At 66.8% G+C, this 22,745-nt stretch carries 21 protein-coding genes; 9 read left to right on the top strand and 12 right to left on the bottom strand.

What is annotated here, in order from left to right; translation table 11 throughout:
• Nucleotides 1-72: 72 nt before the first annotated feature.
• From EH231_RS16390 to EH231_RS16445, 12 genes are all read right to left on the bottom strand, one after another.
• Complete coding sequence (locus tag EH231_RS16390) at nucleotides 73-630, bottom strand: hypothetical protein (RefSeq protein ID WP_124712788.1); 558 nt, start codon at nucleotides 628-630, stop codon at nucleotides 73-75.
• Between the two features lie 18 nt (nucleotides 631-648).
• Nucleotides 649-1,683 carry an acyl-CoA dehydrogenase family protein gene (locus EH231_RS16395; RefSeq protein ID WP_124712789.1) on the bottom strand — a complete coding sequence of 345 codons (1,035 nt, stop codon included), beginning with the start codon at nucleotides 1,681-1,683 and terminating at the stop codon, nucleotides 649-651.
• A complete protein-coding gene (locus EH231_RS16400; RefSeq protein WP_124712790.1) occupies nucleotides 1,683-2,846 on the bottom strand; it encodes an acyl-CoA dehydrogenase family protein in 1,164 nt (387 codons plus the stop codon). The genes EH231_RS16395 and EH231_RS16400 overlap by 1 nt, the downstream gene beginning before the upstream one ends.
• The gene (locus EH231_RS16405) at nucleotides 2,843-3,766 is read right to left on the bottom strand and encodes an acyl-CoA dehydrogenase family protein (protein WP_124714295.1); all 924 of its coding nucleotides are present in this window, start codon (nucleotides 3,764-3,766) and stop codon (nucleotides 2,843-2,845) included. The genes EH231_RS16400 and EH231_RS16405 overlap by 4 nt, the downstream gene beginning before the upstream one ends.
• Nucleotides 3,767-3,771: 5 nt before the next feature.
• Nucleotides 3,772-4,926, bottom strand: a complete 1,155-nt coding sequence (locus tag EH231_RS16410) for an acyl-CoA dehydrogenase family protein (protein WP_124712791.1) — start codon at nucleotides 4,924-4,926, stop codon at nucleotides 3,772-3,774.
• 34 nt (nucleotides 4,927-4,960) lie between these two features.
• Complete coding sequence (locus tag EH231_RS16415) at nucleotides 4,961-6,112, bottom strand: CaiB/BaiF CoA transferase family protein (protein ID WP_124712792.1); 1,152 nt, start codon at nucleotides 6,110-6,112, stop codon at nucleotides 4,961-4,963.
• Nucleotides 6,109-7,029 (bottom strand): SDR family NAD(P)-dependent oxidoreductase, encoded by a 921-nt coding sequence (locus tag EH231_RS16420; protein ID WP_124712793.1) that lies wholly within the window; start codon nucleotides 7,027-7,029, stop codon nucleotides 6,109-6,111. The genes EH231_RS16415 and EH231_RS16420 overlap by 4 nt, the downstream gene beginning before the upstream one ends.
• Nucleotides 7,026-7,868: a TauD/TfdA dioxygenase family protein gene (locus EH231_RS16425; protein WP_124712794.1), complete on the bottom strand. Its 843-nt coding sequence runs from the start codon at nucleotides 7,866-7,868 to the stop codon at nucleotides 7,026-7,028. The genes EH231_RS16420 and EH231_RS16425 overlap by 4 nt, the downstream gene beginning before the upstream one ends.
• A complete protein-coding gene (locus EH231_RS16430) occupies nucleotides 7,865-9,712 on the bottom strand; it encodes a flavin-containing monooxygenase (RefSeq protein ID WP_124712795.1) in 1,848 nt (615 codons plus the stop codon). Before EH231_RS16430 ends, EH231_RS16425 begins: the two co-directional genes overlap by 4 nt.
• Nucleotides 9,709-10,881 carry an LLM class flavin-dependent oxidoreductase gene (locus EH231_RS16435; protein ID WP_055117395.1) on the bottom strand — a complete coding sequence of 391 codons (1,173 nt, stop codon included), beginning with the start codon at nucleotides 10,879-10,881 and terminating at the stop codon, nucleotides 9,709-9,711. The genes EH231_RS16430 and EH231_RS16435 overlap by 4 nt, the downstream gene beginning before the upstream one ends.
• A 66-nt stretch (nucleotides 10,882-10,947) precedes the next feature.
• Entirely contained in the window at nucleotides 10,948-12,363 is a 1,416-nt protein-coding gene (locus tag EH231_RS16440) for an aromatic ring-hydroxylating oxygenase subunit alpha (protein ID WP_124712796.1), read from the bottom strand.
• Nucleotides 12,364-13,209: an SDR family NAD(P)-dependent oxidoreductase gene (locus tag EH231_RS16445; RefSeq protein ID WP_124712797.1), complete on the bottom strand. Its 846-nt coding sequence runs from the start codon at nucleotides 13,207-13,209 to the stop codon at nucleotides 12,364-12,366.
• Nucleotides 13,210-13,362: 153 nt separating this feature from the next.
• Here EH231_RS16445 and EH231_RS16450 point away from each other — a divergent pair, with 153 nt between their 5' ends.
• The 9 genes from EH231_RS16450 to EH231_RS16490 are packed head-to-tail and all read left to right on the top strand — an operon-like array spanning nucleotide 13,363 to nucleotide 22,741.
• Complete coding sequence (locus EH231_RS16450) at nucleotides 13,363-14,976, top strand: Vgb family protein (protein ID WP_124712798.1); 1,614 nt, start codon at nucleotides 13,363-13,365, stop codon at nucleotides 14,974-14,976.
• 5 nt (nucleotides 14,977-14,981) lie between these two features.
• Nucleotides 14,982-15,719, top strand: a complete 738-nt coding sequence (locus EH231_RS16455; protein ID WP_124712799.1) for a GntR family transcriptional regulator — start codon at nucleotides 14,982-14,984, stop codon at nucleotides 15,717-15,719.
• Between the two features lie 18 nt (nucleotides 15,720-15,737).
• Complete coding sequence (locus EH231_RS16460; protein ID WP_090428758.1) at nucleotides 15,738-17,291, top strand: AMP-binding protein; 1,554 nt, start codon at nucleotides 15,738-15,740, stop codon at nucleotides 17,289-17,291.
• 1 nt (nucleotide 17,292) lies between these two features.
• The gene (locus tag EH231_RS16465) at nucleotides 17,293-18,078 is read left to right on the top strand and encodes an SDR family NAD(P)-dependent oxidoreductase (RefSeq protein WP_090427040.1); all 786 of its coding nucleotides are present in this window, start codon (nucleotides 17,293-17,295) and stop codon (nucleotides 18,076-18,078) included.
• Nucleotides 18,075-19,631, top strand: a complete 1,557-nt coding sequence (locus tag EH231_RS16470) for an acyl-CoA synthetase (protein WP_241178048.1) — start codon at nucleotides 18,075-18,077, stop codon at nucleotides 19,629-19,631. The genes EH231_RS16465 and EH231_RS16470 overlap by 4 nt, the downstream gene beginning before the upstream one ends.
• Complete coding sequence (locus tag EH231_RS16475) at nucleotides 19,628-19,873, top strand: hypothetical protein (protein ID WP_234927271.1); 246 nt, start codon at nucleotides 19,628-19,630, stop codon at nucleotides 19,871-19,873. The genes EH231_RS16470 and EH231_RS16475 overlap by 4 nt, the downstream gene beginning before the upstream one ends.
• 9 nt (nucleotides 19,874-19,882) lie before the next feature.
• Nucleotides 19,883-21,625, top strand: a complete 1,743-nt coding sequence (gene frdA, locus EH231_RS16480) for a fumarate reductase (quinol) flavoprotein subunit (RefSeq protein ID WP_090427037.1) — start codon at nucleotides 19,883-19,885, stop codon at nucleotides 21,623-21,625.
• A gap of 1 nt (nucleotide 21,626) precedes the next feature.
• On the top strand, nucleotides 21,627-22,370 hold the full coding sequence (locus tag EH231_RS16485; RefSeq protein WP_090427034.1) for a succinate dehydrogenase/fumarate reductase iron-sulfur subunit: 744 nt from the start codon (nucleotides 21,627-21,629) through the stop codon (nucleotides 22,368-22,370).
• On the top strand, nucleotides 22,367-22,741 hold the full coding sequence (locus EH231_RS16490; RefSeq protein ID WP_090427031.1) for a succinate dehydrogenase/fumarate reductase transmembrane subunit: 375 nt from the start codon (nucleotides 22,367-22,369) through the stop codon (nucleotides 22,739-22,741). The genes EH231_RS16485 and EH231_RS16490 overlap by 4 nt, the downstream gene beginning before the upstream one ends.
• The last annotated feature ends 4 nt before the right edge of the window (nucleotides 22,742-22,745 follow it).

Below are 22,745 nucleotides of genomic sequence, written 5' to 3' on the forward strand. Positions count from 1 at the left end.
ATGGTGTCTCCTTCACGGTGAGTGGTCGGTCATTCGTATCGACCCGCGCCGTGACGGAAACTCATCGCCGCTTCAGCAACTGGTCGTCTGATCCGGCCGCCCGCCGTCATCCAGCACGACGGTGGTCGTCCCGCCGCGCGACAGTTCGATCCGCACCGTCCGCGGACCCATCCATTCGACTTCTTTGAGCCCGTCGCGTTTACCGTTGAAGCAGCCCAGATAGTTCTGCCGCGACAGCAGACCGTTGTTGGTGTACACCCGCACCGACGTTATCGGGTCGATCGTGAACCCGCCGCCACTGAACACGACCAGCTCCATGCCGCCATCCGGTGACGCGAGCCGTTTCACCTCGCTCTCGGGTCCGCCGGCAAGCAATAGCGCAAACAACACGATGCCGCCCCATCCCAGGCCGGCCAGGACCACCAGAACGACGGCCGACCATTTGACCACCTGATGGCGGATCAACAAGCCGATTGCCATGGCCAGCGCCATACTGCCCGCGACACCGAATATCACGGGATGAAACAGAAACGGACGCAACCGGTAATAGTCGGTCAACACGAAACCCGCCCCCACCAGGAGCCACAGGCAAACGCCGATCGCGGCGGCAACGCCACCCATCACCCGCACGCGGCTACTGTACGCAGCTCACCGGTAGCGCTGCGCGATCCTTCTGCGGTGTTCAGCGGGCGAACCGAACAGCGAACGGTTGAGCGCGGCGCGCTTGAGATAGACGTGCACGCCGCTCTCCCAGGTGTAGCCGATGCCTCCGTGCAACTGCATGGCCTTCCCGGCCACCTCGACGGCGGCCTCGGTGGCATTGACCTTGGCCATGGACACCGCGAGCGGCGCCGGTTCCGTAATGGCCGCGTTCACCAGCTGGCGAGCGACCGAGATACGCACGAGCATGTCGGCACACGCGTGCTTGACGGCCTGGAACGAGCCGATCGGACGGCCGAACTGCTGGCGAACCCCGGTGTAGGACACCGTGGTGTCGAGCATGGCCTGGGCGACGCCCAGGCTGTCGCAGGCCACCGCGAGCGCGGCACGTTCGTTGAGCGCACCCAGCGCGGCCTCAGGGTCGCCGTCGAATCGCCACACCGCGTCCTCGTCGACCTCCACCCCCTCGGCCGTCACGGTGGCGAGGCTGCGGGTCTCGTCGAGCACCGGCTGCTCGGTGACCGTGAGTCCGGGTGCCTCGGCGGCCACGTCCACCAGCACCGCGACGCCGTCGGCGTCACGAGCGGGCAGCAGCAGCCGCTGAGCTCCGGCTGCATCGGGCACAAAGGTGGCCCGGCCGTGGACGCGCCAGCCCAGCCTTGTGGTGCCCAGGTCGAACGGTGCCGGCTCGCCCGTTCCCGGCAGGGCCAGTACGGCACGGATGTTCCCGGCCACCACCGCCTGCAACAATGCGTCACGGCTCTCGTTGGGTTGCACCGCATTCAGTGCGCCGATGGCCAGCACAGCACCGCCGAGGTAGCGGGTCGCCCCGGCGGCCCGGCCCAGCTCCTCGCAGATCACCGCCACTTCGGCGAACGTCGCGCCGGCACCGCCTGCCTCATCGGGGGCGTCCAGTCCGACCCACCCCGCCGAGACCAACAGCGGCCAGTCGATGCTGTCCTTGGCCAGCAGATCAGCTGCCACGGAGCGTAGTTCGTCATGAAGCTCGGAAAACTCGCTCATCACACCGCACTCGGTTCTCGGGGCAGGCCCAGACCGCGCTCACCGATGATGGTGCGCTGGATCTCGCTGGCTCCGCCGGGGATGGTCCATTCCCACGATCCGATGAAATCGAGCATCCAGGCGCCCGACTCCCAGCCGCTGGAGGCCGGTTTGGCCAGCACGGTGTGGGCGTTCAGGCCACCGATCTCGGCACCGAATCCGGTCATCCGCTGCAACAACTCGCTGTAGTACAGCTTGACGATCGAAGCGTCGGCCGGGCCGGCCTGCCCCGCCTCGGTCCGTTCCACCAGATCCCGGCACAGCCCGCGCAAGCCGGACAGCTCGATCTCGAACTGCGCCAGCCGATCTGCCACCACCGGATCCTCGACGGGGGCGGCTTCGAGCAGCCACTTGAAGCCCGCATTGCCCAGCCGTTCCGACAACTCGAGCATGGTCATGCCGCGCTCGGCGCCGAGCGTGGCCTGGGCCACCTGCCAACCCTTGTTCACCGGGCCGATCAGATTGGCCGCGGGAACGGTGACGTCGTTGAGGAAGATCTCGCAGAAATGCGAATCCCCCACGGCATTTCGGATCGGCCGCACATCGATGCCCGGTGTGGTCATATCCATCAGGAAGTAGGAGATACCGTGCCGTTTGGGTGCTTCCGGATCGGTGCGCGCCAGCAGCAGACACCAGTCGGCGTGCAGAGCGCCACTGGCCCAGAGCTTCTGGCCGTTGACGACGAAGTTGTCCCCCTCGGCGCGGGCGGTCGTGCGCAGGGCTGCCAGATCGGACCCGGCCTCCGGCTCGGAGAACCCCTGCACCCAGATCTCGCCGTCGAGGATGGCGGGCAGGTGACGGCGCCGCTGTTCCTCGGAGCCTGCCGCGAGCAGGGTGGAGGCGGCGTGGTGGATCCCGACGAACGCCAGCACCAGTCGGGGCGCGTCGTGCGCGGCCAGTTCCTGATAGAGCACGATCTGCTGGGAAACTGACATGCCACCGCCCCATTCGGCGGGCCAGTGCGGAACCGCGTACCCGGCGGTGTGCAGCTCGGCGAACCAGGCTTTCTGGAACGACACGAACTCGTCGTCTCCGACACCGGTCTGGTTGGCGCGCCAGTCTTTCGGGACGTGGGCCGCGCACCAGTCCCGCACGGTGGCCCTGAACTCGTCGAGGTCGGTCATGACGAGAACAATCCGGTGAGTCCGCGCCGGCCGAGCCGGGCGGTCAGGGTGTCGCGGGTTTTGGACACCCCGAATGGCAAGCGGCGCAACGGCTGGCTGTAACGCGACAGCCAGGACAGCGTGGTTTCATCGCAGAAGCCGACGGCCCCGTGCAGCTGATGGCACACCCGGAACACCACCTCTGCCGCCTCGATCGCGGCCAGGCGCAATGCCAGCGCGTCGTTGATCGCCTCGTCGGCGGAGTTTGTGACCAGGCTCCACAGCGCGTACTTCGCCAGGATGTCGGCGCCGCTGCGCTCCACCTCGGCATCGGTCAGCTGGAACTGCACGCCCTGGAACGACGACAGCGGCTGGCCGAACTGCCTGCGCAGGCTGACGTGTGCGACCGTCAGATCGATGGCCCGGTCCAGCATGCCGAGCAGGGTCCACGACGGCAGCACCAGAGCAAGCGCCACGTCCTTCAGGCCGGCACCGTCCACGGAAGACAGCTCCAGCGCGGTGGCGAACGACGGACCGGAGGCACCCGTTGCGGTCACCGTGCTGCGCGTGCCGTCCAATGTGACAGCGGCCCACCGGTTGTCCAGCCCCTGCAGCGCCGCGTCGGGCGCGTCGGCATCGATGACGACCAGCCCGTCGACGTCCAGATCCGCCGGGCGCGCCAATCGCTCCGCGACCGGATACGGCAGCGCCCAATAGCCGGCACTGCGGCACACAGCGGCCGCGGCCTCCAATGAGTCCGCATCGCCGCGTGGTTCGAGCTCGAACACCCCAAGGCCTTCCAGCACAGGCATGACCAGCCCGGCCCGGGTGTCCGGCTTGGCGTCGGCCTGGGCCAGCAGCTGATCACCGCCGGCGGACTCGAATGCCTTCAGAGCCTCGCGGCCATACTCTTTCGCGTCATCGCTGAGATCCAGAATCATCGCCGTCACGCCTTTCCAGCCAGCATGGTTCGCGACAGCAGGATGCGCTGCATCTCGATGCTTCCCGAGGACACCGTCGACGCCTGCGAGTACCGCCAGTGATCCTCCACCTCGGCGCGGAAGTACTCGGCACGGCTGTCCCCGCCGCGCGGCAGGACTGCGGCAATCTCCATGAGCACCTCGGCGCTCTCCTGATCCAGCCTCGTCACCGCGATCCGATAAGCCGCGGAGTCACCGGGATTCACTCGTCCGGTGGCCTGCATCGACACCACCCGGTACGCCGTCAGCCGAGCCCGGCGACAATGCGTCAGCATCCGCGTCCAGCGGCCCCGGAGTTCCGCGGGCAATTGCTCCCACTTGTCTCCGAGCACCTCGGGCGCGGCCTGCAGCAGCCGCTCGCAGCGCGCGTAGCGCGCGATACCGACGCGCTCGAAGGACACCACGTCCTGCACGATCGACCAGCCCTGGTCCACGGTGCCGAGCACATCGGCCTCGGTGACCTTGAGGTCGTCGAAGAACACCTCGTTGAGATGGTGCGGGCCCATCATGGTGCGGATCGGGCGCACCTGGATACCCGGTGAATCCATCGGCACCAGGAAGATGGTCATGCCCTGCTGTTTCTTCTCGCCCTTGGACGTGCGGGCGAGCAGGAAGCACCACTGCGCCATGGTGGCGTAGGAGGTCCAGATCTTCTGGCCGTTGACCCGCCAGCCGTCGTCCTCCCGGCGGGCGAACGTGCGCAGTGAGGCCAGGTCAGAACCCGCCTCCGGTTCGGAAAAACCCTGGCACCAGATCACTTCACCGTTGGCGATCGGCGGCAGGTGCTTGCGCTGCTGCTCCTCGGTGCCGTGCCGCATGATGATCGGGCCGACCCAGTTGACGCCCATGTACTGGGCCCCGCGCGGCTCGTGGTGCGCCCACATCTCCTCACGCACGACGGTCTGCTCCCAGACCGACGCGTCGCCGCCGCCGAACTCCTTCGGCCACGACATGCACAGCAGATGCTGCTGTGCCAGCGTCCGGCAGAACTGCTGCGCCACCGCCAGATCGGCGGGGTCATCGGTGAACGCGCCGAGAAAATCAGCGGGAACCTGGTCGGCGATCAGCGCACGCAGCTCACCCCGCAGCGCGTCGGCCGCCTCGCCAAAATCGAAATCCACTCCTGGCCTTTCTATTCCTGCTCTGATTCGCCCGTTATCCGGCGATGTCCCGTCGGCCGAGCTCGGCAAGCACCTCGGCAGTATCGGCACCCAGTTCCGGTGCGTACCCGGCGACGTGGCCCGGAGTCCGGGAGAACCAGGTGGGCACGCCGGGCATCCGCACCCGGCCGTGCGGGGTATCGATGGTCTCGAACAGTCCGACGGCGTTGAGGTGCTCGTTCTCGAACAGCGCGTCCGGAGTGAGCATGGGCGCGGCGGGAATCTCCAACTCGGTGAACAGATCCAGCCACTCCGCGGTGGTGCGCTCCTTGAGGGTCTTGGCCACCAGCGCGTACACCGTGTCGATCTGCTTGGCTCTTTGTTCCAGCGTCGCGTACTCGGGGCTGTTCCATGGCGGCTGCACCCGGTCGATGAAGGCGTTCCAGTGCTTGTCGTTGTAGACGAGCGCCGCGATGTGACCGTCCTTGGTCTCGTACGGCTTGCGGTTGGGGGTGACCGCCCGCGGGTACACCGCGGGTCCCAGCGGGGGGTCGAACATGGCGCCGTTGGCATGTTCGACCAGCATGAAGGAGGCCATGGTCTCGAACATGCTGACCTCGACCTCCTGGCCCTCGCCGGTGCGCTCCCGGTGGAACAGGGCCATGGTGGTCGCGTAGAGGGCGGTCAGCCCGGCCACCTTGTCGGCCATGATGGTGCCGACGTAGGAGGCCTCGCCGGTCAATTGCTGTTGCACCGCGGGCAATCCGCATTCGGCCTGGATGGTGTCGTCGTACGCGGGCCGGTCGGCGTCCGGGCCGCGCCGGCCGTATCCGTAGCAATTGGTGTAGACGATGCCCGGGTTGATCGCGGCCACGTCGTCGTAGCCGAAGCCGAGCTTGGTGATGGCCTTGGCCCGCATCGAGTGGATGAACACATCGGCGTCGGCGATCAGTGCCCGCAGGTCGGCCTTGCCCTGTTCCGAACGCAGATCCAGCACCACGCTGCGCTTGCCGCGGTTGACGTTGACGAACACGCCGCTCATCCCGGGAGCCGGGCCCACCGAGATATAGCGGGTGTTGTCCCCCGCCGGTGTCTCGACCTTGATGACGTCGGCGCCCATGTCGGCCATGATCTGCGTGCAGTACGGCCCCATCACCATCGCGGTGAGGTCGATGACCCGAATGCCCTGCAGTGGACCGGATGTCATGAGTTGACCTCGTCCGCGGCTCGTCCGAAGCTGTAGCGGATGTGGTCGGCGTGCCCGTCGGGGACCACCGGGAAGATCACCGGCTCGCTGGTATCGCGGATGCGGTCCATCTGCTCACCGACCTCCTCCACGGTCCACGACGGCTGGTACACCCCCGGCGATTCGGCGACGACGGCGCGGGCGATCCGCCCCGCGATCGCGACGAAGAACTCGCCGGTGACCGAACAGGATTCGTGCGCCAGCCAGCCCACGGCCGGGGCCACCAGGTCCGCGCCCATCGGCGGGTACGCCGAGGTGTCCAGGCCCTCGGCCATCCGGGTCACCGCGCCCGGCACGATCGCATTGCACATCACGCCATCGTCGGCGCCCTCCAGTGCCACCACATTGCACAGCCCGAGAATCCCGGCCTTGGCCGCCGCGTAGTTGGCGACCTGATGGTTGCCGTACAGCCCGCCGATCGACGAGGTCAGCACCACGCGGCCGTATCCGGCCTGGCACATCAGCGGAAATGCCGGGCGCACAACGTGGAACGCGCCGCGCAGATGCACGTCGAGCACGGCTTCGAAATCGTCGTAGGTGAGTTCCTTCAGCGAGCCGCGCCGCACGGTGCCCGCGTTGTGGATCAGGATGTCCACGCGACCGAAGCGCTCGACGGCCGCGTCGACGATGGCCTGGCCGCCCTCGGGGGTGGCCACCGAATCCGTGACGGTGACGGCTTGGCCACCGGCCGAGACGATTTCGTCGACGACGGCCTGCGCCGGCCCCGAGTCGGTACCGTCCCCGGTGAGACCGCCACCGGGATCGTTGACGACGACCTTGGCGCCCCTCGATGCGAGGAGCAGGGCGTATTCGCGGCCGAGTCCCCGGCCGGCCCCGGTGACGACGGCGACGCGCTCGTCGAATCTGAGTGTGCTCAAGCGAAGGGCTCCTCGCCCTCGAGTTTGGTGCGCTGCAACAGCCGCCCCGACGTCGGGTCATACGGTGTGGCCCGGTGCATGGTCCCGGTGTTGTCCCAGATCACCAGGTCGCCGACGGTCCACTTGTGCCGGTAGGTGAAGTCCGGTTGGGTGGCCCAATCCCGCAGCCGCACCAGCAGTTCGGCGCTCTTGCGGAAGTCGATCGGGCCGTCGGCGTCGACGATGTGGCGGGCTGTGGCGCCGAGCACCAGCGACTTACGGCCGGACTGATGCGTCCACACCAACGGCAGTTCCCGGTCACCGATCGCCATCATGCGGCGCAGAGCCTTCGCACTGGGCTCGGGGTCGTAGTAGAACATCGTGTTCCACGCCGAATGCATGGCGCGCAGGCCCTCGAGCTCGGCCTTGTCGTCGTCGGACAGGTCGTCGTAGGCGGCGTAGGTGTTGCAGAACTCGGTGTCGCCTTCCTCCGGGTTCCCCAGCGCCACGCTCTGCAGCAGCGAGGCCAGGATCGGCACCTCGTTCATCGTGCCGTCGATGTGCCAGTACAGCGAGCCCTTGAGGTAGTCGGCCTGCTTGTTCACCTCGGTGTCGAGGGAGACCTTGTACAGCTTCTCGCCGGCGTGTTCCGGGGCGAACGTCCCGAGGATTTCGGTGAAGGCGATCTGCTCGTCGTCGGTGAACCCGATCTGCGGGAACACCAGCACCCCGCGCTGCTCGAGCAGTTCTCTGATCCGCCCAGCATGTTCGCCCGAAAGCAGTGTGGCCTTGTCGGCCCGGATCTCGGTTCCGATGCGCGGCTTGATATCCCGAGTCTCAAGCGCCGTGGTCGTCGTCATGAGGTGAGCTCTAGTCCGTCGAGGTCACCCTTGGCCCGCCATTCAGCAATGAGCTCATCGAAGGCGTAGAAGCCGGGCGAGTAGAAATCACCCAGGAAGGCGCCGTTGCGTTCCGCGCCTCCGCGACCCTCGTTGTTGTAGTAGCCGGGCGTGCACGACAGTTCGAACGCCGAGTTGTCGATCGCCAGTTCACGGACCGTCGCGACCCAGGCGTCCTGCCCCTCCTGGCTGGGTTCCACCGTGGTGGCGCCCCGATTCTGGGCCTCAGCGATGATGTAGGCGATGTGCTTGGCCTGCTGTTCGAACATCGCCGTGGTGTTGGCCGAGACGCCGCCCTGGATGAAGCCCATGAAGAACTGGTTGGGGAATCCGCGGCTGGTCATCCCGTGCAGGGTCTTGTAGTCGTTCTGCCAGTAATCGAAAAGGGACAGTCCGTCGCGGCCGACGATGCTCTCGATCGCGAAGCGGCGGCTGATTTCGGTTGAGATCTCGAAGCCACTCGCGAAGATCACGCAGTCGACCTCGTATTCGACACCGTCGGCAACGATCCCCTTCTCCGTCAGCCGTTCCACACCCTTTGAAGCCGAGACGTCGACGAGTGTCACGTTTGGACGGTTGAACGTGGCCAGATACTGCTCACTGGACGTTGGCCGCTTGCACATGAATCGGTAGTACGGCTTCAGCACCTCGGCGGTCGCGGGATCCTCCACGATCTCGGCGACGTGGCGACGCAGCCGCTCCATGATCTTGAAGTCTTCTTCCTCCCGGAACGCCATGATCTGCTCGATGGTCACCGATGCCGGGTCATCGCTGGCCGCGATCCGCGCAGTCAGATTGCGCCCGAGCTCGGTCCAGAAGTCGCACACCAGGTCTGGTTCACCGAACACCACACCGACGAACGGCGACCAGTTGTGGAAGTTGCGCTTGCGTTCCTCCTGCCAGCCCGGCTGCAGGGATGCGGCCCACGCCGGATCGGTGGGCGGGTTGGACCGCGCGTCGACCGAGGACGGCGTCCGCTGGAAGACGAACAGCTGCTGGGCATCGCGGCCGAGGTGCGGCACGAGCTGGATACCCGTCGCACCGGTACCGACGAGGGCGACGCGCTTGTCGGCCAGCTTGTGCAGGCCGCCGTCGGCGTCGCCGCCCGTGTAGTCGTAATCCCAGCGTGCGGAATGGAATACGTGCCCCGTGAAGTCCTTGATGCCGGGGATACCCGGCAGTTTCGGCCGGTTGTACGAGCCCTGCGCCATCACGACGAAGCGGGCTCGGATATCGTCGCCCCGGTCGGTGCTGATCTGCCAACGCTGCGTTGCGTCGTCCCAGCGCATGTCCCGAACCTGGGTGGAGAACAGTGCACCGTCGTACAGCCCGAAATGCTTACCGATGTTGCGGCAGTGCTGGAAGATCTCGGCGCCGTCGGCGAACTTCTTGCTCGGCATGAAGTCCAGCTCTTCGAGTAGCGGGATGTAGCAGTAGGCGTCGTTGTCGCACTGGATTCCCGGGAAGCGGTTCCAGTACCAGACTCCACCGAAGTCACCGGCCATCTCGATGACGCGGATCCCCTCGACACCGGCCTTCTTCAAATAAGCTCCGGCGAGCAGTCCGGCGAAGCCACCGCCGAGGATGACGACGTCGGAATCCTCGGTGACCGGGTCCCGTTCGATCACCGTCGTGTAGGGGTCGACCTCGTAGAAGTCGGCGAAATCGCCTTCCAGTTCCAGGTATTGGTCGGCCCCCTCGGGCCGCAGCCGCTTGGCCCGCTCGGCGGCGTACTTCTCGCGGATCGCGTCGATGTCGAAGTCGTCGGGCGTGTCGGTGGGCCCGCAAGTGTTGGGCTGCGTCATGCGTTGGCCTTCTCCGGAAGCGCGGCGGCGTGCAGTGGTGCGGGCATGTCGTGCACCGCGGGCAGCACCTCGGCGGCGAACAACTTGGTGGACTCCATCGCCTTCTCGTACGGCATGGTGCCGAACTGCGGGACGATGGTGACCTCGCAGAACGAACACGCCTCCTGCGCGGCCTTGAGCTTTTCGAACACCGTCTCGGGCGTGCCGATCAGCAGGTTGGACGCGTGGTATCCGGGCGGGCCGCCCTTCTTCTGGTTGCCGACCTCCGATGCCAGCACGGCCGTCGCGCTCGCCTCACGGGCGGCGTAGGCCTCGTACCCCTTGACGCCCTTGAAGTTGGACGCATCGGCAAAGCCGTAGTGCACGTTGACATCGCGGTTCGCGGTCCAGATCCATTCCTCGGTCTGAGCCACCTCGTCCTCGGAACCCACGCAGTACATGAACATCACGTTCTTGGGCTGACAGGGCCCCAGGCCCTCCTCGGCACGGAAGGTGTTGACCTTGCGCACCTCCTCACCGGCATCGGTGATCGGCTTGTTGCCCACGAACAGCGGCACCATGCCACGGCGGGACAGGATCTCCAGCGACTCGGCGGTCGAGGACGAGCTGTAGATGCGGTCGAACAGGTCGGTGCTGATCGGCTCGGGCCGCAGCGACATCTCCGGGAACGAGAAGATCTTGCCCTCGTAGGAGAACCGCTCGCCGGAGAAGGCCAGCTTGAGGATGTCCAGCGTCTCGTTGAAGCGGTCGCGGCTCTCCTCCCGCGGCACGCCGACCGCGGCGAACTCTCCCTTGGACACCCCGCGGCCCAGGCCGATCGTGGTGTAGCGGCCGTTGGAGACGATGTCGAGGTAGGCGATCTGAGTGGCGAGCCGGATCGGGTTCCACCACGGCACCACCGCCACGAACGTGCCCAGGCTGACCCGCTCGGTGCGTCCGGCGAAGTAGGTCAGGGCCTGAATCGGGTTGGGCGTCATGCCATATGGCGTGCCGTGGTGCTCGGGGAACCAGATCCCGTCGAAGCCGAGCGGCTCGGCGAGGTCGCCGAGGGCCAGCGCGGCCTGCACGCACTTGTAGTCCGGGGTGGCAGGCGGGGTGCTGAAGTCACCGGCGAGCACGCGCTCCCAGTCGTGGGAGTTCTGCGCTCCCGTACCCAGATTGACCTTCATTTACGTCTCCTTACTCGGCGATTTGTGTGCGTTTGGCGGCGCTGACCGCCGCTGGATGCACCCAAATCACTGGATGTCTCGGGGTTCTCCGGTGCCCATGTACTTGGAAAGCTGGTAGTGCAGGTTGACCGTGCTGCGTTCGCGATAGGGATTGGGCAAGGTTCCGGGGAACCCTGCCGATTTCATCCCCTGTTGCACCGCCGCCATGTTCGAGAAGTCCTGCGGCAGCACCGACAGCCAGTTCGGTGAGTCCTTCGGGGTATAGGCCCATTCGGTCTCCGGCTCTTCGCCTTTCGGGTACAGCTCGAAGACAGCGACCTCGAAGATGCACTTGTCCGGGTTGTAGCCGGGATCGGGTCGTGCGGAGTAGCACAGCGCGCTGGTCAGGCCCTGCCCCACTTGGAAGTTCGGGAAGATCTGCCAAGCAGTGCCGCTCTGCCCGAGGATGTCGGGCGGGATGGTCGGCCAGGTCACGCCACGCGCCTCGTCATCGCGGCGGGCCGAGGCCAGCCAGTGCTGCAGCACCTCGTCGGCGGGTGTGCCCTCGGGAAGCTCGTCGACGAGCCGCTTGGCGGCGTTCACCAAGGTCTTCGTCGTCGTCGCGTTGGTCTCTTCCATGGTGTAGACCTGCATCTCGGCAGTGGAGATGCGCGGATCACCGGTTCCCAGACGGATCTTGGACTTGGTCTCGTCCATGCCTTTTGGCGCGTCGTAGCCGATGTTGCTGTGCTTGCCCTGCGCCTTGGCCCAGCCCTTGAACTCGCCGAACTTGTTGAACTCCGGGTGCGTGGTGAACACGTGGTAGGTCTCGTTGAAGGCCTCCATCGCGACCTTCCAGTTGCAGTCGAAGTACAACCATTTGCGCCACTTGTAACGCATGTTCTCCAGGCCGAACGGGTCGAGGATCTTGGCAGCCGGCATCAGGTAGTCGGCCAGCGACTCGCAGTCGGGATCCATGTTGATGAACAGCCACCCGCCCCAGGTGTCCACCTGTACGGGTGCGAGGTGGGTGTTGCGCGGGGTGAGTTTGCCCTGCCAGTCGTCCTGCTCCCGGATGTGCGTGCAGGTTCCGTCGAGACCGTAGGTCCAGCCGTGGAATCCGCAGACGAAGGACTTCCGCGCGCGGCCGGTCGCGTTCTTGGCACCCTCGGGGTTGTCGATGAGCTTGCGTCCGCGGTGCATGCAGACGTTGTGGTGGGCGGTGAATTCGTTTGGGCCCGTGCGCACGACAATGATGGAGTCGTCGAGGATGTCGTAGGTCAGGTAGCTTCCGACCTCGGGAATCTCCTCGACCCGGCCGACCTGCTGCCAGACCTTGCGCCACAGTCGATCCCGTTCGGCGCGAGCGTAGCTCTCGGAGATGTAGGCCTCGACCCCGATGGTGGTCGGCTGGGACAAATCTTCGGCGATCTCTCCGCTCGCGTCGTCCGGTTCGGCGTCGACCTCCATGGCGGCGTCGAGATGCGATTCGGTATGAGCCATTTAGATCCTCCTGATGGCTTCGCGGAAGTCGTCGTCCTTGAGGAACAGCGAGGTGTTGTCGGCGCCGAGGTGGGTCCAGCGCAGGTTCAGCCCGCCGTCGACCAGGATGGTCTGGCCGGTGATGTAGCTCGACAGATCCGAGAGCAGGAACAGGATGGCCCCGGCCTGCTCCTCGGGAGTACCGCGGCGGCCCATCGCGATCGCCCGCCGGTCCCGCTCGGGGTCGGCATCGACATAGGTTGCCGAGGCCGCGGTTTCGGTCACCCCAGGAGCGACGGCGTTGACCCGGATGCCTTCGGCGGCGAGTTCTGCGGCCATGGTCCGGGTGGCCGCCACGATCGCGGCCTTCGCTGTGCCGTAGGCGACGTGATACGGCGCGGTGTTCATTCCGCTGATCGAGGACACCGACACGATCGAGCCCGGGGCGCCCTGGCTGCGGATCTCAGCGGCCACAGCCTGGCTCATGAAGAACATGGTCTCCAGGTTCGCGGCGAACAGCTCGCGCCAGTCGGCCCGCGAGACCCGGGTGGCGGGCATCCAGGTGGACGGCGCCGCGCCGCCTGCGACATTCACCAGCCCGTACAGCGTTCCGTCGGCAGCCCGCGCCGCGTCGAGCACCGCCACGATGCCCTCATCGGTGGACGCGTCGGCGGCGACCGTCACCACGTTCAGTCCCTTGTCGGCCAGCGGTGCCACGTGCGTGTCGAGGTTCTCCTGGGAGCGGCTCACCGCCACCACCGTGGCGCCGGCCTCGGCCGCCATCCGCGTGACAGTGGTTCCGATGCCGCCACCACCGGCGCCCGACACCACCACAACGCGGCCGTCCAAGCTCAGGGAACTGTCCATCCGCACCCCAATCGGCTCAATTGTCCGGACAACAAATGACGATCTTCATATTGGAGAACACTATTCCCCAGCACTTATTCAACCGTCAAGGGTCGATCCGAGCTTTTCGACGGCTATTGTCTGGACTACGGCAAGTTGCTAACGTCCGAGGTCATGAGCGCCCTATCGGCAAATCCCGGCATCGCCAACGCGAGGTACACCGCAAACCCGTCGGTGGCCGAGAACTGGACGCTGGAGCAGGTCACAGGCCCCAGCAGGCTGTTCGGCGCGAACGGCCTGCGCACCGGTCCGGACGGCCGGATCTACGTCGCCCAGGTCACCGGCAGCCAGATCAGCGCGCTCGACCTGGAAACCGGACAGCTCGAAACCGTCAGCGCCAAGGGCGGCGACATCATCGCCCCCGACGACGTGGCCTTCGACCCGAGCGGCAACCTCTACGCGACCGAGGTGATGGACGGCCGGGTCAGCGTGCGCGCAGCCGACGGCACCACCCGCGTGCTGCGCGACGACATCCCCTCCGCCAACGGCATCACCTTCCACCAGGGCCGGCTGTTCGTCGGAGAATGCCGTGAGGGCGGCCGGCTCATGGAGTTCGACCTGGCCGGCGGCGCCCCGCGCATCCTGCTCGAGGACGTGCCCTCGCCCAACGCCATGGAAGTCGGCCCCGACGGACTGTTGTATTTCCCGGTGATGGGCGCGAACGAGATCTGGCGTATCGATCCCAGCGGCGGCGACCCTCAGGTGGTGGCCGGCGGGCTCGGGGTACCGGACTCGGTCAAGTTCGACGCCGACGGCCACATCGTCTCCACGCAGGTGGCCAGCGGGCAGGTGCTGCGCATCGACCCGCGCAACGGCGACCAGACGCTGCTGGCCCAGCTCAACCCCGGCCTGGACAACTGCACCTTCGTCGACGGCCGGCTGTTCGTCTCGAACTTCACCGGCGAGATCACCGAGATCCTGTCGGGTGGCGGCACCGCGCCCCTGCTGCCGGGCGGGCTCAACTGGCCGCTGGACCTGACGGTCGGCCCCGACGGCGATCTCTACGTCGCCGACGGCACCTACTTCTACCGGGTGAACCCCGACGGTGGACTGCAGACCGTCGCAATGCTGTTCTCCCCCGGCTATCCCGGCTTCCTGCGTGGAGTGACCGCCTCGGGCCCAGGCGAGTTCATCGTCACCACCGCCGCGGATACGGTGGCCCGGTTCCGCCCAGCGGGGGCCGAGGACGAGGTGAGCCAGATTCTCGCCGGCGGCATCGACCAGCCCTATGGCGTGGCACAGGCTCCCGATGGTTCGGTGGTGGTCGTCGAACAGGGTGCGGGACGCCTACTCTCGGTGCGCGACGGTTCGGTGAGCGTCCTGGCTTCCGGCCTGGACACCCCGGTCGGTGTGGTGATCGGGCCCGACGGCGCGCCCCTGGTGTCGGTGGCCGGCGCGGTTGTGCGGGTGAGCGGCGGAGGTGTCGCGCCGCTGGTCGACGGATTGCACACGCCGCACGGCATTCTCGTGCGTGACGGCGTGCTCTACATCGTCGACTCCGGCAGCAAGGAACTCATCGGCTACGACCTGGACGATGCGGGCCGCACCACGATCGCCACCGGGCTGCCGGTCGGCCCGCCGCCCGGAGTGACCCCCAAGCCGCTCAAGGGCATGCCGCCGTTCTCCGGCCCGCAGGGCCCGTTCGCCGGGATCACCGCGGGAGCCGATGGAACGCTTTACATCTCGGGCGACGGCGATGGCAGCGTGCTGGCGCTGCGCAGAGGCTGACACCGATGACACTCACCCCCGCTGACCACCGCTACCTGCAGGTCGCGCGCACCCTGCGCAAGGAGATCGTCGACGGGGTGTACCCGGTGGGCTCACAATTGCCCACCGAACACGAACTGTGCGAGCGCTTCGAGGTCAGCCGCTACACCGTGCGTGAGGCGCTGCGGCGCCTCCGCGACGACAACCTCGTCACGTCACGGCCGCGGGCCGGCACCACGGTGGCCCAGCGGGCCGCGACCAACACCTATGCCCAGGACGTGGTCTCGATCAATGACCTGCTGGCCTTCGCCACCGGCGCCCAGTTCACCATCGAGTCCAATGCCATGGTCACCATCGACAGCGAATTGGTCGAACGCACCGGGCTTCCGCTCGGCGAGCAGTGGCTGGCGGTCCGCGGCTACCGGCAGGCCGATGGCGATCCGGCACCGGTGTGCCGCACCGAGTACTTCATCAACCGCAGCTTCGCCGCCGTCGGGCGGCTGCTGCAACGACACTCCGGTCCGATCTTCCCGCTGATCGAGGATCTGTTCGGGGTCAGCATCGTCGAAGTGCACCAGGAGATCTCAGCGATCGTCACGTCCGCCGAACTCGCCGCGGGCCTCAAGGTCGGCGCGGGCACCGCGGCCCTGCAGATGCAGCGCACCTACACCACCTCCGACGGGGAGATCGCCCAGGTCACCGTCAACACCCACCCGTCCGACCGGTTCCGCCACTCCATGACGATGCGCCGGGTCAAGGGCTGAGGCACGGTGCGAAATCTGGTGCGACGGGACGAGGCGCGTTCGGACGACGCCTACGCCCGGGGTCTGTGGGTGTCCACCACCTTGGCCGACGCCCTCGCGGACGCGGCGCGTGAGAGCCCCGACCGGACGCTTGTGATCGACGGCGACATCACCCTGACGGCGCGCGAATTGCATGACCGGGCACGGGCACTGGCACTGCGGCTCGCCGACTGGATGCCGGTGGGCAGCGTGGTGTCCTTCATGCTGCCCAACTGGCACGAGGCCGCCATCATCTACCTGGGCGCCACGTTGGCCGGCATGGCGGTCAACCCGATCCTGCCCTCACTGCGCGACCGGGAACTGTGTTTCATCCTCGACGATGCGCACAGCCGCGCGATCTTCATCCCCGCCCGGTTCGGCAACCACGACTACGCCGCGATGCTCACCCGGGTGTGCGGCGGGATGGCCACGCCACCGGAAGTGGTGGTGCTGCGCGGGGACCCGGGCCCGCACCGCTCATTCGACGCCCTGCCCGCGGCACGCGACCGGGCCCTGCCCGCGCTCGACCCGGACGACATCCGGATGATCATGTACACCTCCGGGACCACCGGGCGGCCCAAAGGTGTACTGCACAGCCACAACTCGATCAACGCATTGATCCTACAGCTGCGTCAGCACTGGATGATCGACCCCGGTGACACGTTCCTGGTGCCCTCCCCCATCGCTCACATCGGCGGTTCCATCTATGCCTTCGAATGCCCCTTGCTGTTGGGCAGCACCGCCGTGCTGATGGAGCGCTGGAACGCCGAGGAGGGCGTGGCCCTGATGACCGAACGCAAATGCACCCACATGGCCGGGGCAACACCGTTTCTGGAGCAGCTCCTCGGGGCCGCCGAACGGGCCGGCACCCGGCTACCCGATCTCAAGGTGTTCATCTGCGGTGGCGCTTCGGTACCTCCGTCGCTCATCCGGCGGGCGTCGGACTACTTCGAGCGAGCCGTGGTCAGCCGGGTCTACGGCTCCACCGAGGTGCCGGTGACCACCGTCGGCTCACTGGCACCCGGGGGCATCGAGCACGCCGCCGAGACCGACGGCCGTCCCGGCATCGCCGAGATCCGGCTGGTCTCCGGCGAGATCCGGGCCCGCGGCCCGCAGATGCTGCTGGGTTATCTGCACCCCGAGGACGAGATCGAATCCTTCGACCAGGACGGCTTCTTCCGCACCGGGGACCTCGGCCGATGGGTGGATGGCGACTACCTGCAGGTGACCGGGCGGGCCAAGGACCTCATCATCCGCAACGGCGAGAACATCTCCCCCAAGGAAGTCGAGGACCTCCTGGTCGGCCACCTCGGCATCGTCGAGGTGGCTGTGGTGGGCCTGCCCGATGACCGCACCGGGGAACGTGCCTGCGCGGTACTGGTGACTTCCGGCGGCCGGCGCCCCGACGTGACCGACCTGGGCCGGGTCCTGGCCCAGCACGGGCTGGCCCGGTTCAAAACACCCGAGCGGGTGGAGATCTGGGATGCCCTGCCGAAGAACGACGCGGGCAAAGTGTTGAAACATCACATCCGAGCACGGTTGAAGGGCGAATAGAATGCAGGTCGCGATCGTCACCGGAGCCAGCAGCGGCATCGGATTCGGCTGTGCCACCACGCTTGCCGAGGCGGGCATGGCGGTGCTCGGAACCGGCCGCGACGAGGACCGGCTCGCCGAGCTCGAACGGGCTGTGGGCGACCCGGGCCGGATCGCGACCCTGGCCGTCGACCTGACCGACGACGACGCACCGCAGCGCATCGTCGAGGCCGCGTTGTCCCGCTGGGGCCGTATCGACTTCCTGATCAACAACGCCGGCATCGGCAGCCCCAAACCCCTGCACGAGACCGACGACGAAACCTTGGATCACTTCCTCGGGATCATGCTGCGGGCGCCGTTCCGGTTGGCGCGAGATGTGCTGCCGCACATGGGTCCCGGATCGGCGATCATCAACGTCACCTCCACGTTCGCCGTCGTCGGCGGGCTGCGCGGCGGAGCCTACTCGGCCGCCAAGGGCGGATTGACCGCACTGACCACCCACATCGCCTGCCAGTACGGCGCGCAGGGCATCCGGTGCAACGCGGTGGCCCCCGGCGTCACCGTCACCCCGATGGTCGAGCAGCGTCTCAACGATCCGGGGTTCCGCAAGATGCAGACCGAGATGACCCCGCACACCCGCCTGGGCCGGGTCGAGGACATCGCCGCCACCGTGGCATTCCTGTGCTCCGACGGTGGTGCCTTCATCAACGGGCAGACCATCGTCGTCGACGGCGGCTGGAGCTCGACGAAATACCTGTCTGATTTCGCGCTGCGCGCCAACTGGATTGAGGATGGTTCTCAGTCATGAATGTCTTCGCGGTGCTCGATCAGGCCGCCGCCCGGTTCGGTGACCGGGGCGCGGTCTTTCTGGGCGAACGTCAACTGCTCACCTGGGCGGAGCTGCGCGACCGCGTACTGCGCCTGGCCACCTCGCTGAAGGCGCTCGGCGATCGCGGGACCCGCGTCGCCGTCGCCAGCGAGAACCGGCCCGAGATCGTCGAGCTGATGTTCGCCATCTGGGCGGCCGAGTGCGTTTTCGTACCGATCAACTACAAACTGCATCCCCGCGAGATGGCCGACATCCTGGCCGATTCCGGTGCGGCGCAGGTGTTCGCGTCGGCCAAGATCGCCGACGGCCTGGCCGCGTCCACCGAAGTACCCGTCGAGATCATCGGCACCCCGGACTACTCGGCACGGTTCGCCTCCAGGCCGTCAACCGTGCCCACGACTGATCCGGGCTCGCTGGCCTGGCTGTTCTACACCAGCGGAACCACCGGAAAATCCAAGGGCGCCATGCTGTCCCACCGCAACCTGATGGCGATGACGGTGGCGCACCTGGCGGACTTCGACGACCCGGACGAGAACTGCAGTCTGATCCACGGTGCCCCGATGTCGCACGGCTCCGGTCTGTACATCCCGCCCTACGTGCTGCGCGGTGCCCGTCAGGTGATCCCGGAATCGGCCGCGTTCGATCCCGACGAGTTCCTGGACCTGTGCGGCCATCACCCCGGCAGCAGCGCCTTTCTCGCGCCGACCATGGTGCAGCGCCTGATCCAGACCGGCCGGCCCCGTCCCGAGAACCTGAAAACCGTGGTCTACGGCGGCGGACCGATGTACGTCGACAGCCTCAAGAAGTCCCTGGCCGCCTACGGACCGATCTTCGTGCAGCTCTACGGGCAGGGCGAAGCGCCGATGACGATCACCGGGCTGCGCCGCGCGGACCACATTGATGCCGACGACGCGACGCTGGGCTCTGTCGGTTATCCGCGTTCCGGCGTCGAGGTCGCCGTGCTCACCTCCGACGGCACCCACGCGGCCGTCGACGAGATCGGCGAGATCGTCTGCCGCGGTGACGTCGTCATGTCGGGGTACTGGAACAACCCGACCGCCACCGCAGCGACACTCAAGGACGGCTGGCTGCACACCGGTGACATGGGTTCCTTCGATACGCGCGGCTACCTCACCCTGCGCGATCGTTCCAAGGACGTGGTGATCAGCGGGGGCAGCAACATCTATCCCCGCGAGGTGGAGGAAGCGCTGCTGGAACATCCCGATGTCGTGGAGGCGGGCGTGGTGGGCGCACCCGATGCGGACTGGGGTGAGGTGGTGGTGGCGTTCGTGGTCGTATCCGACGCCGCGCTCGATACTGCAATGCTCGACGCTCACCTGCTGGAACGCATCGCCCGGTTCAAACGGCCAAAACGCTACGAGTTCATCGACGCGCTGCCGAAGAACAGCTACGGCAAGGTGCTCAAACGCGAACTGCGGGAGCGGCTGGTACAGCAATGGACGGGCGGGTCCCGACAGGCATACTCTGATGTGATCTGGATCACTTATGCCGGACCCGAGGAGGCGGGATGATGACCGCCACAACGACGCATTTCCCCAGTCAGAAGGCGCCCTGCGGACGCACCACCCAGGGCGACCACCATATCGAGGATGACGACGACGGCCTGAATTTCGACGACTTCACGTTCGCCTGCGGCTGCCGCGAGACTCGGCACACCTACCACGACGGCTGCGTGAGCATCCGCACCATCAGGCACGACGGCAAAGTCCTCCGAGACGAGCGCTGCCGCGAACATGAGGCCTTCGAAGTCTGAGATCAGCCGATGACGGCCTCACACGACATAGTGGTGATCGGAGGGGGCGGCGCCGGTCTGCGCGCCGCGATCGCCATCGCCGAGACCGACCCGCGGCTGTCCGTGGCGATCGTGTCGAAGGTGTACCCGATGCGCAGCCACACCGTCTCGGCCGAAGGCGGGGCCGCCGCCGTGGCGGGGGCCGACGACAGCATCGACGAACACGCCTACGACACGATTTCCGGCGGGGACTGGCTGTGCGATCAGGACGCCGTCGAAGCGTTCGTCGCCGAGGCGCCCCGTGAGCTCATGCAGCTCGAGCACTGGGGTTGCCCGTGGAGCCGGACCCCGGACGGGCACATCGCTGTTCGCGCCTTCGGCGGCATGAAGAAGCTGCGCACCTGGTTCGCCGCCGACAAGACCGGGTTCCACCTGCTGCACACCCTGTTCCAGCGGGTGCTGTCCTATCCGGGGATCGCGCGTTACGACGAATGGTTCGCCACCACACTGCTCGTCGACGACGGTGCGGTTCGCGGTCTGGTCGCGATCGAGCTGGCCACCGGACGGATCGAGACCATCCTGGCCGACGCCGTGATCATGTGCACCGGCGGCTGCGGCCGGGTGTTCCCGTTCACCACCAACGCCAACATCAAGACCGGGGACGGAATGGCGTTGGCGTTCCGGGCCGGAGCACCGCTCAAGGACATGGAATTCGTGCAGTACCACCCCACCGGATTGCCGTTCACCGGCATCCTGATCACCGAGGCTGCCCGCGCCGAGGGGGGATGGCTGCTCAACAAGGACGGCTACCGGTACCTGCAGGACTACGACCTGGGCACGCCCACACCGGAACCCAAGCTGCGCAGCATGGAACTCGGCCCGCGTGACCGGTTGTCGCAGGCGTTCGTCCACGAGCTGGACAAGGGCCGCACCGACGAAACCCCTTACGGACCGGTGGTTTACCTGGACTTACGACACCTGGGCGCAAAGCTCATCGACGCGAAGCTGCCGTTCGTCCGGGAGCTGTGCCGCGACTATCAGCACATCGACCCGGTCTCCGAGCTGGTGCCGGTGCGACCCGTCGTGCACTACATGATGGGTGGCGTCCACACCGATATCACGGGTGCCACAACACTTCCCGGGCTCTACGCGGCCGGCGAGACCGCGTGCGTCAGCATCAACGGGGCCAACCGGCTTGGTTCCAACTCATTGCCCGAACTGCTGGTGTTCGGCGCCCGCGCCGGATGTGCCGCGGCCGAGTACGTGTCGCGGGCCGGCTCGGCCTCCGCCTCGGTGCAGACGCAGGCCCACACCGAGGAAGAGCGCCTGGAACACGACCTGAGCCGGCGCGCCGAAAGCGGCAGCGAACGCATCGCCGACATCCGCACCGACATGCAGAGCGTGCTGGAGACCGCGGCAGGCATCTACCGCGACGGCCCGACCCTGACCAAGGCGGCCGAGCAGGTACGGGAGCTGCAGGAACGCTTCGCCAATGCCGGCATCGACGATCACAGCCACACCTTCAACACCGAGCTGCTGGCGTTTCTGGAGTTGTCGGGGATGCTCGACATCGCCCAGACGATCATCGAATCCGCCTCACACCGCACCGAATCCCGCGGGGCACACCAGCGGACCGACTTCCCCAGCCGCGACGACGAGCAGTTCCTCGCCCACACCATGGCCCATCGAGAGCCCGACGGCTCAGCGCGGATCGACTACCTGCCGGTCACCATCACCCGCTGGCCACCGGGCGAACGCGTCTACGGGAGATGAGATGGCAGACCGAATTGTCATGGAGGTGGCTCGATATCGACCCGAAACCGATACCGAGCCGGTGGTGCAGTCCTACGACGTTCCGCTCACGCGCGAGTGGGCGGTCCTGGACGGACTGAACTACATCAAGGACCGGCTCGACGGCACCCTGAGCTTCCGGTGGTCATGCCGGATGGGGATCTGCGGCAGCTGCGGGATGACGGTCAACGGTGACCCGAAACTGGCGTGCGCCACCTTTCTCGTCGACTACCTGCCCGGGCCGGTGCGGGTGGAACCCATGCGCAACTTCCCGGTGATCCGCGATCTCGTCGTCGACATCAGCGACTTCATGACCAAACTCCCCCGGGTCAAGCCGTGGCTCATCCGCGACGACGACGCACCGGCCGAGGACGGCGAATACCTCCAGACGCCAGCCGAACTGGATGAGTTCAAGCAGTTCAGCATGTGCATCAACTGCATGCTGTGCTACTCCGCGTGCCCCGTCTACGCCCTGGATCCGGACTTCCTCGGGCCCGCGGCGATCGCGCTGGCCCAGCGGTACAACCTGGATTCCCGCGACGAGGGCGAGGAAGAACGTCGCGATGTGCTGGCCGCCGCCGACGGGGCGTGGGCGTGCACGTACGTCGGTGAATGTTCGGTGGCCTGCCCGAAAGGTGTCGATCCGGCCGGTGCGATTCAGCGCTACAAGCTCACGGCGGCAACACATTCGGCGAAGAGCCTGCTGCTCCCGAGGGCCGCGCGATGACAACGTATCGACAGCCCGTCCCCCTGTTGTGGTGGGTCAAACGACCCTCCTACCTGCGGTACATGCTGCGCGAGGCCAGTTGTAAGTTCGTGGCCTGGTCGGTGGTGTACCTGGGATTGTTGGTGTGGGCGCTCGGCACGGACCGCTACGACTGGTTTCAGGATTTCAGCACCCACCCCGTGGTGATCGCGCTGAACGTGGTGACACTGGCATTCCTGTTGTTGCACACTGTGACCTGGTTCAGCCTCGCGCCGCGCGCGATGGTCGTGCATCTGCGGGGCCGGCGGGTTCCCGCGGGTGCGGTGCTCGCCGGCCATTACGCCGCATGGCTTGTCGTCTCGGTAGTGATCGCATGGGTGGTGCTGGCATGAGCGA

Source organism: Mycolicibacterium nivoides (assembly GCF_003855255.1).
GTDB lineage: Bacteria > Actinomycetota > Actinomycetes > Mycobacteriales > Mycobacteriaceae > Mycobacterium > Mycobacterium nivoides.